The organism is Halomonas sp. WWR20 (genome assembly GCF_054602495.1).
Genome location: NZ_JBTRHR010000004.1, coordinates 404,580 through 414,508, shown reverse-complemented (window position 1 = coordinate 414,508; position 9,929 = coordinate 404,580). Strand labels below are relative to the sequence as shown.

The following is a 9,929-nucleotide window of genomic DNA, read 5'->3' as shown; positions in this document are numbered from 1 at the left end:
TCACCCGCTCGAGCAGGCTGACGGCGAACGTCACGCCACACGCCTTGATGGCCTGCAGATCGCAAGGCGCCAGGAGGTAAGGAGCGGTCCGGGGTTCGGTGAGCGAATTAGCGAGTAGGGATGCGACTGTACCTAAATCATCGCCGTCTGCGTAAAGTACGAGATTCACCGGATCCTCATGATCGATCAGGTCCGCCATGGTCATGATCGTGGAGGAGATGTCGATGACCCGGCCTTGACGTACGACAACGATAGCCGGGCCGGCATGAGGCGTACCTCGCCAGACGCGGCCCACCAGCAGGGCCTGGTCAGCGTCCGACGGGAGGTAGTGCTTGACGTCGGGTGGCGTCATGAAAGTTTCCTTTGGTTTAGAAAATCCAGTTGGGTAGCGTCAGCGACACCGCAGGCACGAAGGTCACGATCAACAGTAATCCGACCAGCAACAGCCAATAAGGCATAACAGCGCGAATGAAGGCGCCTATCGGGACCCCGGTGATACTGCAGGTGGTGAACATCACCGTACCCAGCGGGGGGGTGATCGTGCCGATCGAGGCATTGAGGATGAACATGATACCGAAGTGGACCGGGTCGATACCGAACTGGGCCGCCACGGGGGCGAGTAATGGCGAGAGCACGATCAGAATCGCGTTGCCTTCCAGAAACATGCCAAGAATCAGCAACAGAGCATTGGCGATCAGCAGAAACGCCACGGCGCTACCGACTTCCGACGAGAGCATCAGCGCAACCTGCTGGGGGATCTGCTCCCAGGTCAGCACGCGGGCGAAACCTGAGGCCACCGCAATGATGAATAGGACGTTGACCGAGGCCATTAGCGACTCACGAGTCGCCACGGCGATGCTGCCCAAGTTCATCTCTTTATAGACGAACATTCCCACGATTAAGGCATAAAGTACGGCTATGGCGCCGGCTTCGGTCGGTGTGAAGACACCCACGCGGATGCCACCAATGACGACCACCGGTAGCAACAAGGCAATGATGCCTGCGCGCGTCACACTGACCCATTCGCGCCGCGAGACCCGCTCTTTGCGAGGCGGTTGATAACCCCGCCGGCGGCACTGACGCGATACCAGTAGCATCATGCAGACGGCCATCAAGACACCCGGCACCACACCGGCTAGGAATAAGCGGCCGATCGATACGTTGTTGACGTAGCCATAGACAATCAGTGCGATCCCCGGCGGAATGGTCGAGGTTACCAAGGAGGAGGCGGCGGTGACGGCGGCGGAAAACGGCTTGGGGTAGCCGCTTGCCGTCATGCTGGGCACCAGCAGTTTGGCGTTCATGGCAGCATCGGCGATATTTGAGCCGGATAGCCCGCCCATGAAGGTGCTCAGCAGCACGTTGGCCTGGGCCAGCCCGCCGTGCAGACGACGGGTCATCAGCTCGGCCAGCGTCAGCAGGCGTTCGGTGATGCCGGAGTGGTTCATGAATACCCCGGCCATGATGAAGAACGGGATGGCCAGCAGCGAGATCGATTCCAGCCCGCCGGCTAGGCGCTGGATCAGCGTTACCATGGGCTGGTCGGCGCCGACCAGAAAATAGGCCAGGCTCGACGCAAACAGCGCAAAGGCCACTGGCGTACCCAGGCAGAACAGAACGAAGAGTGCGACGAGCGCGGTTCCAATGGCCATTGGCATTACTCCCTGGCGGTGAAGACGTCGGGAGTCGCTTCTGGCAATGCCTCGTCCCGGTCATCGGTAATCAAACGGTCATTGGTGATCAGGCGTACCAGGCTATGGTAGAGCATCATGGCGGCGCTGATCGGAATGGCGATGTGAATCCAGTAGTAGGGAATCTGCAGCATCGGGGTACTGCGAAAGCTCGAGAAGGGCAGCAACTCGAGCCCCCAGAACAGCATCGCCCCGGCGCAGAGCATGACGATGCCGATATTGAAAATTCGGGTATTCCACTGCGCGACGACTGCCGGCAATCGGTCGTTGAGTAGGCCGATCAGCACGTGTTCATTGCGCCGGACCAGCGCGCTGGCACCGAGAAACGTCGCCCATACCATCAATAGTTGCAGAATCTCCTCGCTCCAGGCCAACGGCGAAGAAAATAGATAGCGCATGAAGACATTGGCAATGGCCACCACGAACAGCCCGAACAGCGCCAGACTGGCAATGTCCTCATCAAGCCGCATCAGTCGGTCGAACGCCTTGAAGATTGTTTGCACGGTTAACTCCATAGTGCTCCCGCTCGGCGTGGAGCGGGAGCACTGTCATGCGAGAGTAGAGGCTTGGTTAGCCATTGATGATCTTGCTGACCTGTTGATACAGGCCATCGCTCCACTGCGGGAATGCCGCCGGGATCTCCTTCTGGGCACGCTCGCGGAACGGGGCAGTGTCCACTTCATGGACCTGGACGCCGGCTTCCTTTAACTGCTGCAGCGACTTGTCAGTCTCCTTCTCGACCAAGCCGCGCAGATTCTTGGCCATCTCCTGGCCGGTCTCGGTCAGGATTTTCTGGTCTTCCGGGCTCAACTGTTGCCAGAACGCTTCACCGGTGACGAACGGTGCCACCGTATGCATGTGGGCGGTGAGGTTGAGATTCTTGACGACTTCATAGAATTTGCCGCCATAGAGTACCGGCAGCGGGTTCTCGACACCGTCGACCAGGCCCTGGGCCAGAGCCGGGTAGACGTCGCCCAGCGACATCGGCGTCGGTACCGCGCCCATCGCCTCGATCGCGGCCACGTACATCGGCGAGTTCTGCACCCGGACCTTGACCCCGGCCAGATCCTCCGGCGTCGAGACCGGCTCACGTGAGAGCAGATGGCGAACACCGTAGACGCTGTTGGGCACCACGATGTGGTAGCCGGCTTCCTCGACTTTCTTCTCCTGTTCGGCGAACCAGTCGGATTCGAAGACCGTGAGCTTGCTGTCGAAATCGTCGGCCAGGTAGGACGCATCGAGTACCGCGAGATCCGGCACCGAGCTCATGAAGTTCGAGTAGGCGGTGATGGTGATCAACGGCGAGCCGAAACGGGCCTGCTCCATGACTTCGGTCTCGCCACCGAGTTGGCTGGCGGGGAATGCCTTGAGCGTCAACTTGCCGTCGCTGGCTTCTTTGACGTCTTTAGCCCACTCCTTGACGGCGACATCGACCGGCTCGCCGGGCTGGTTGCCGTAGGCGACACGGATCTCCGTAGCGGCCTGGGCAAGGCTGATGCTGCCCAGGCTGGCAATGGAAAGGCTGGTGGCGATGAGCATGAGTTTCTTGAAACGCATTTGTTGTGCTCCTTGGTTGTTGTCAATCGTTCGGGTTGCAGTTACCGGAAATTGTTGTGGATTGTGAACTCGGTAAGGCGTCATCGAGTAGCGGCGTGGCAATGCCTTGTTGATGTGCCAGTTCGACCACGGGCTGTAGGCGTCGCTGACATTTCAAGGCGTGGTTTTGCGCGATATCGCGCAGTTCGTGATCGAGATAGGGGTTGGCGAAACGCTCCAGTGTTTCATCCCGATAATCTTCCAGGGTCTTGAGTTCGAGATGTCCGGTCAGGGTTGGCAGGACTTCTGCCTCGAGCACCTGATTCAATGCTGTGGTTAGCGTGGGATCTGCAATGGTTTCTCGTACGAACCGGATGCTTGAGCGGGTATCGCGTTGCCAGCAGTGAACCAGATAGGTGTGCGCCAGATTGAGAATATGCAGTTTGCGCATCTCGTAGGGAGCCAACGACTCGACACGCCGCACATCCGGATGACGGCAGGGCAGTTCGAGTCCTTGCTGGTCTTCGATCGCCCATAAGGCATAGGGTTCGGCGACGGCGCCGACCGGCTCCAATGCCGCCGAGACAATCCGATCGACAAGCGTGTTGGCCCATAGGCAGCGTGTCGCGAGCCAATCGTTGAAGTCGGCATCGGCGTAGTCGCGGCTAGCCAGCTCCAGCACCAGGGATTTCATCTGTTCCCCATTGCGGCTGATCAGCTCGCAGGGCAGCACAGTAAGACCATCGCGGCCCGCGGCGTAACGAGCGTGCAGCAGCTTGGTGAGCTTGGCCGGGAAGCTTTGCGGTATATCTACCAGCGAATTGCCATCAGCGATGCAGTAACCGCTATCGCCGGTATTGGACACCACGAAGCGAGCATGCTCGATGAAATGTCGCTCGAGTTCGGGCCACTGCTCGTCGGCGATCAGGCAACCAGCGATGCTGGTGATGGTCTCGCGGGTGTCGATGTCGTGGCCATCGCGACGGCCGCGAATGACCAGTGGATAATCCCGGTGCGCATGCAGGTTGCGCGCTTTTTGCTTCCCGGCCTCGCGCGGTGAGGTTTGCACGACGAGAATCCTGTCGCGCGTGTGTCCGGCCTCACGCGAGGCATGCACGAACGCGGCCACGTGACCCAGCAAAAAGCGGCTGGTACCGAATTGCACGATGCCGGCGTCGGCAAGCGGTGGCGCTGTCACAGGGAGACCCCGCGTTTCCAGGGGATGAAATCGAGCTGCGAGAGACGCATGGCCTTGGTGCGGTAACGCCCCGAGGCGGTATCGATGCACAGGCGCAGGAGTTCGTCGGCGAGTTCGGCAATTTCTGCCTCGCCACGAATGATAGGGCCGGCATCAAAATCAATGACATCTTGCATGCGCCGTGCGAGTTCACTATTGCTGGAGAGCTTCAAGACGGGCGCTATGGGGTTGCCGGTAGGGGTGCCGAGCCCGGTGGTGAACATCACCAAGTTGGCGCCGGAGCCAACAAGTGCAGTCGTCGACTCGACATCGTTGCCTGGGGAGCAGAGCAGGTTGAGACCCTTGCGTACCTGTGGCTCGGTGTAATCCAGCACGTCGACAATGGGGCTATCGCCGCCCTTTTTGGCCGCGCCGGCGGACTTCATGGCATCGGTGATCAGGCCGTCGCGGATGTTGCCGGGCGAGGGGTTCATCGAGAAATGTGCGCCCACCGCGGCGGCATGTTGCTGATAGGCTTCCATAAGCTGCTGAAAACGTAAGGCCGTGTCCTCGTCGCGACAGCGCGCCAGCAATTCGTGCTCGACGCCGCACAACTCAGGGAATTCACTTAGGATACCGCTACCGCCCAGCGCCGCCAGGCGGTCGATGACGGCACCAACCAGCGGGTTGGCCGAAAGCCCGGAAAAACCGTCCGAGCCGCCGCATTCCACGCCAATGGTGAGCTCGGAAAGTGGGGCGGGACGACGCTCGATGGCGTTGGCAACCTTGAGACCTTCGAAAATACTGCTGAGCGATTGGCGAATCAGCTCGGGCTCGCTCTTAGTAGCCTGCTGTTCGAAATAGTGCACCGGGCGCAGTCCCTCGGGGTCGCGCTTGGCAACTGCTGCCTTGAGCATTTGAATCTGGGCCTTTTGGCATCCCAGGCTGAGTACCGTGGCGCCAGCTACGTTGGGGTGGCAGATATAGCCGGCGAGAAGCTGGCAGAGCGCCTGGGCATCATCATCGGTGCCGCCGCAGCCCAGCGTATGCGTTAGAAAGCGTACGCCGTCGACATTGGGAAACCGGGCTGCTTCAGCGGGCGGCGCTGGCGTCGCCTGTGTTTCACCATGCAGCATCTGGCGAGCCATATGCTTGTAATCCCGATAGGGGTCGTCGCCGATGGCATCTTCGACGCACTGGCGCAGCACTTCGATGTTGCGGTTCTCGCAGAACACCAAGGGGACGACAAGCCAATGGTTGGCGGTGCCCACGCGGCCGTCGGGACGGTGATACCCGTCGAAGGTTTGTCCGGTGAAGGCACTAATATCGGGAACGTTCCAATGCTCGCGGTGGGCTTGGGGCTTGGCATTGTCAGTGGAATGCTCGACGTTGGCCGTGCTAATGGCGGCGCCCGCATCGATGGGCTGGATGACACGTCCCACGGTCACACCGTACATCACGACTAGGTCGCCTGGCTGCATGGTCTGCAATGTGAACTTGTGCTTATGCTGTATGGCTTCGGATAGACGAAGCCGATGACCATTGTCGTCGATCTCCATGCCTTCGGGCAGGTCGCGCAGTGCAACGCGCACGTTATCGTAGGCATGGACACGCAGACTGGGCTGCTGATTCTGGTCGGAGGCGATGGTCTGGCTCATGTCACATCTCCCTGGGTGGCATCCTCGCCGAATACCACCATTGCTTTGATGACACCGGTAGCAGGATCGCACCATTGCGGCATCAACGAGGGCAGGTCGTTGAAGGCGCCACGGTGCGTAATCATTGCCGTTGATTGCAGGCGGCCCTGCTCCATGAGTCGGGCGACCATTTCAAAGTCTTCCCGCGTGGCATTGCGGCTGCCCAGCAGGCTGAGTTCTCGCTTGTGGAAATCAGGGTCGTTGAAGGTGATGTCGGCCTTGACCACGCTCACCAGCACGTAGCGAGCGCCATGTCCTGCAAAATCGAAGCCGCGATTCATGGCGGCGGGACTTCCCGTGGCATCGAACACGACATCGGCCAAGGCGCCGTTATTGTGGCGTTCGATAACAGCTTCCACCTCGTCATCAAGCGCATGCAGCACGCCATCGGCGCCCAGCGTGTCGCGGCAGAAGGCTAAACGATCACGATTGGTGTCCACCACCAGTACCCGGGCACCACGGCTCTGGGCGATTTGTACGATACCAATGCCGATCGGCCCGGCGCCGACCACGACAGCGAGCTCATCGGCCACGAGGCCGCTACGACGAACGGCATGTGCGCCAATTGAAAGGCACTCGACCAATGCCAGCTGCTCGGCATCGAGGGTGCTAGAGGTGACTAGGTGTGTCATGGGCACGCTAAGGTATTCCGCCATGCCGCCATCACGATGCACGCCGATAACCTGCATATGCTGGCAGCAATTGGTCTTGCCCTGCCGGCAGGCGCGGCACTCATCGCAATGCAGGTAGGGAATGACATAAGCGCTATGGCCGATGAGTGCTTCATCGACACCTTCCCCGACGCCGACAATATCGCCAGAAAGCTCGTGCCCCAACACGCGGGGATAGGTGAAATAGGGCTGATTGCCGCCATAAGCATGGATATCGGTACCGCAGATACCTACACGACGAATCTTGAGCATGGCCTCGCCGGGAGCGCATTGCGGATTGGGCACGTCACGCAATTCCATGTGTTGGGGCTGGGTACAGACAAGCGTTTGCATAGGACTCCCTTCACACTACGCAAGGCAATGGTCAGGCCAGTTGCCTAGAGGTATTTTGATCTAGAGGTCAGGCCAATATGGTTTCAAGATGCCTAGGTAGTGGCCCGGACTTCAAGTATTTTTGTGGTAACAGGACCTAGACATACGTCGTATTTGTCTTAGGTCCAATGCCTCGATGTAAGCTCGAGACCCTCGCGTGAGCGGCCCCTTGAGCGATTACGCTTGTTTGGTGCGTTGGCACTGTTCGCCAAGGCCATCGATCCCCAGTCGCATGGTCTGTCCGGGTTTGAGAAAAACCTTAGGGCTCTGGCCCATACCGACACCCGGCGGTGTGCCGGTGGAAATGACATCGCCGGGTTGCAGGCTCATGAAGCGACTCAAGTACGCCACCAAGTGAGGAATCTGATAGACCATGGTGCAGGTGTTGCCGTCCTGGTAGCGCTTGCCGTCGACCTCCAGCCACATGGCGAGTGCGTGGGGATTGGCGATCTCGTCGCGGGTGACCAGCCATGGACCGAGTGGACCGAAGGTATCGCAGCCCTTGCCCTTGTCCCAGCTACCGCTGCGCTCAAGCTGGAATTCCCGTTCGGAAATGTCGTTGACCACGCAGTAGCCAGCGACATGATCCATAGCATTGGCCTTGTCGATATAGCGCGCAGCTTTACCAATTACGACACCCAGTTCGACCTCCCAGTCGGTCTTTTGCGAGTCACGGGGAATTTTTACGTCATCGTCGGGGCCGCAAATGGCGCTGGTCCACTTGTTGAAGACGACTGGTTCCGGCGGCACCTCGGTACCGGTTTCCGCCGCGTGGTCGGAGTAGTTGAGGCCGATACAGATGAACTTGCCAACCTTGCCTACGCAGGGGCCCAGTCGAGTCCCCTCGGGGACCTCCGGCAGGCTTTCGGGGTTGGCTTGTGCAAGCCGTGCCAGGGTAGCATCGGAAAGCGCTTCGCCGGCGATATCCTGTATCAGTGACGAGAGGTCACGTACCTTGCCGTTGGTATCCAGCAGGCCGGGTTTTTCCTGACCCATGGGGCCGAAACGTAGCAGTTTCATAAAGTGTACTCGTGTGGATTTATGGTGTGGATGTCGGGTATCAGTTGGCCCAGCCGCCGTCGATCAACTGTGCGGTGCCGGTAATGAACGCCGCTTCGTCAGAAGCCAGAAACGCCACCAGCGCGGCGACTTCTGCAGGGCGTCCGAGGCGCCCCATCGGTTGGCGATCAATGAAGTCTTGAAAGACCGCTGACTTGTCGCGCCCCTGTTGCTGGGCTTGAGCCTCTATGCGTTGATGCAGCGAGGGCGATTTGACGGTTCCGGGGCAGATGGCATTGCAGCGGATGCCTTGCGTCATGTAGTCGGCGGCTACCGATTTGGTCAGGCCGACGACGGCGGCTTTGGTGGTGCCGTAGGCGAAGCGGTTGGGTACGCCTTTGACACTCGATGCCAGCGAGGCCATGTTGATGATACTGCCGCCGCCTCGCACGAGCATGCCGGGGAGAAATGCCTGGATCATATAGAACATGGAGGTCACATTGAGGGCATAGCTACGCTCCCAGGTAGCGTCGTCGCAGTCCAGTATCGGTCCACCCGGCACCATGCCAGCGCAGTTGAATAGGATATCGATACCGCCAATTTCGTCCGCCACCTTTGCGATATCGGCGCGTTGTGTGACGTCCAGCCGATATATTTGGGCGTCTTCGAGGTCAGCGAGTAGCCCAGTATCGATATCGGTGGCAATGACGGTGGCACCTTCGGTGAGGAACCGCTCCACCGTGGCGCGACCGATGCCTTGTCCTGCGGCGGTGACCAATGCAGTTTTATGTTGAAGTCTCATGATGTGGCGAATCCCTGCTGAACGTGGGAATATAGCGCGGCTAGCTATTCAAAGATCCAGAGGCCTGACCATTAGCTAACATGACTATCATCTACTGGGCTAGGTCTCGGCGGCAAGCCAATTGCCATCAACTTTAGTTGCAACGCGATGCGGAGAGACGACGCGATGCCGATTCAAACCATTCGCTCACAGCGCCTGTACCGGAAAATCGCTGACCAGTTGCAACAACTGATTCGCGACGGTGAGTTCCCCCGGGGAACCTTGCTACCGCCCGAGAGGGACCTGGCGCAGCAGCTAGGCGTCAGTCGAGCGTCGGTGCGCGAGGCACTGATAGCCTTGGAAGTCGTAGGTATCGTCGAGGTGCGCGTAGGACATGGAGTACTGATCAAGGAAGTCGATGCCATGCCGCCAGGCCCGGTGATGCAGGCCGCGGCACGCAAGGAGCCATGGGCGCTCGATCCTGAGTTCGTCAGCGAGGTTGAGCTTAATCTCGACGAAGAAATACCGCCTTTTTCCCTGTTGCAGGCGCGGCGTTATCTGGAGCCCGAGAACGCAGCATTGGCGGCGATGAACGCCAGTGATGAAGACTTGGAGGCGATACGCGGGGCACTGACGCGCAACATCTATGACAACAATCACGGTGGTGGGAACTTGGCGGGCGACCGGCTGTTGCATATCCGTATCGCTGAAGCTTCGGGCAACGCAGCCTATGCTCTGTTGATCAAGCATCTACTGGGGCACCAGTACGGAGTCATGTTCCGGCGCCTGCAAGAACTTTTCATGGAGACTGGTATGCCACAGCGCTCTCAGGAAGATCACGAGCGCCTGGTGGCCGCGATCGAGGCGCGCGACCCGGCATCAGCGCGACGCGCAATGGAGGTACATCTAGACCATGTGCTCAACGTCTTCTTTGCTGAATGATGTTTGGCCTCCTCACGTCCCGTTCAAGAGACAAAGCACACGAGCGAGATAATACGGATCCTG

General features: G+C 59.4%; 9 protein-coding genes and 1 pseudogene. 1 reads left to right on the top strand and 9 read right to left on the bottom strand.

The genetic code is table 11. The features are described 5' to 3' along the window. The 9 genes and pseudogenes from ACW4DH_RS10460 to ACW4DH_RS10420 all read right to left on the bottom strand — a co-directional run. Window positions 1–352 (bottom strand): annotated as a pseudogene (locus ACW4DH_RS10460) (fumarylacetoacetate hydrolase); the annotation flags it as partial. A 16-nt stretch (window positions 353–368) separates the two neighbouring features. Then, a complete protein-coding gene (locus tag ACW4DH_RS10455) occupies window positions 369–1,652 on the bottom strand; it encodes a TRAP transporter large permease (RefSeq protein WP_459636329.1) in 1,284 nt (427 codons plus the stop codon). Between the two features lie 5 nt (window positions 1,653–1,657). Beyond that, window positions 1,658–2,194 (bottom strand): TRAP transporter small permease, encoded by a 537-nt coding sequence (locus tag ACW4DH_RS10450; RefSeq protein WP_459636328.1) that lies wholly within the window; start codon window positions 2,192–2,194, stop codon window positions 1,658–1,660. A gap of 67 nt (window positions 2,195–2,261) precedes the next feature. Beyond that, window positions 2,262–3,248, bottom strand: a complete 987-nt coding sequence (locus tag ACW4DH_RS10445; protein ID WP_459636327.1) for a C4-dicarboxylate TRAP transporter substrate-binding protein — start codon at window positions 3,246–3,248, stop codon at window positions 2,262–2,264. 22 nt (window positions 3,249–3,270) lie between these two features. Continuing rightward, window positions 3,271–4,425, bottom strand: coding sequence for a mannitol dehydrogenase family protein (locus tag ACW4DH_RS10440; protein ID WP_459636326.1), 1,155 nt, complete (start codon window positions 4,423–4,425; stop codon window positions 3,271–3,273). After that, window positions 4,422–6,062: a UxaA family hydrolase gene (locus ACW4DH_RS10435; protein ID WP_459636325.1), complete on the bottom strand. Its 1,641-nt coding sequence runs from the start codon at window positions 6,060–6,062 to the stop codon at window positions 4,422–4,424. The genes ACW4DH_RS10440 and ACW4DH_RS10435 overlap by 4 nt, the downstream gene beginning before the upstream one ends. Continuing rightward, entirely contained in the window at window positions 6,059–7,105 is a 1,047-nt protein-coding gene (locus tag ACW4DH_RS10430) for a zinc-binding alcohol dehydrogenase family protein (RefSeq protein WP_459636324.1), read from the bottom strand. Before ACW4DH_RS10430 ends, ACW4DH_RS10435 begins: the two co-directional genes overlap by 4 nt. Window positions 7,106–7,321: 216 nt before the next feature. Next, on the bottom strand, window positions 7,322–8,164 hold the full coding sequence (locus tag ACW4DH_RS10425) for a fumarylacetoacetate hydrolase family protein (RefSeq protein WP_459636323.1): 843 nt from the start codon (window positions 8,162–8,164) through the stop codon (window positions 7,322–7,324). A 40-nt stretch (window positions 8,165–8,204) separates the two neighbouring features. After that, window positions 8,205–8,945 carry an SDR family oxidoreductase gene (locus ACW4DH_RS10420; RefSeq protein WP_459636322.1) on the bottom strand — a complete coding sequence of 247 codons (741 nt, stop codon included), beginning with the start codon at window positions 8,943–8,945 and terminating at the stop codon, window positions 8,205–8,207. A 165-nt stretch (window positions 8,946–9,110) separates the two neighbouring features. Here ACW4DH_RS10420 and ACW4DH_RS10415 point away from each other — a divergent pair, with 165 nt between their 5' ends. After that, the gene (locus tag ACW4DH_RS10415; protein WP_459636321.1) at window positions 9,111–9,866 is read left to right on the top strand and encodes a FadR/GntR family transcriptional regulator; all 756 of its coding nucleotides are present in this window, start codon (window positions 9,111–9,113) and stop codon (window positions 9,864–9,866) included. The last annotated feature ends 63 nt before the right edge of the window (window positions 9,867–9,929 follow it).

What these genes read in the sequence shown, in the direction of transcription:
- ACW4DH_RS10455 (WP_459636329.1), bottom strand. Translation starts at nt 1,652, where the DNA reads ATGGCCATTGGAACCGCGCTCGTCGCACTCTTCGTTCTGTTCTGCCTG.
- ACW4DH_RS10445 (WP_459636327.1), bottom strand. Translation starts at nt 3,248, where the DNA reads ATGCGTTTCAAGAAACTCATGCTCATCGCCACCAGCCTTTCCATTGCC.
- ACW4DH_RS10435 (WP_459636325.1), bottom strand. Translation starts at nt 6,062, where the DNA reads ATGAGCCAGACCATCGCCTCCGACCAGAATCAGCAGCCCAGTCTGCGT.
- ACW4DH_RS10430 (WP_459636324.1), bottom strand. Translation starts at nt 7,105, where the DNA reads ATGCAAACGCTTGTCTGTACCCAGCCCCAACACATGGAATTGCGTGAC.
- ACW4DH_RS10425 (WP_459636323.1), bottom strand. Translation starts at nt 8,164, where the DNA reads ATGAAACTGCTACGTTTCGGCCCCATGGGTCAGGAAAAACCCGGCCTG.
- ACW4DH_RS10420 (WP_459636322.1), bottom strand. Translation starts at nt 8,945, where the DNA reads ATGAGACTTCAACATAAAACTGCATTGGTCACCGCCGCAGGACAAGGC.
- ACW4DH_RS10415 (WP_459636321.1), top strand. Translation starts at nt 9,111, where the DNA reads ATGCCGATTCAAACCATTCGCTCACAGCGCCTGTACCGGAAAATCGCT.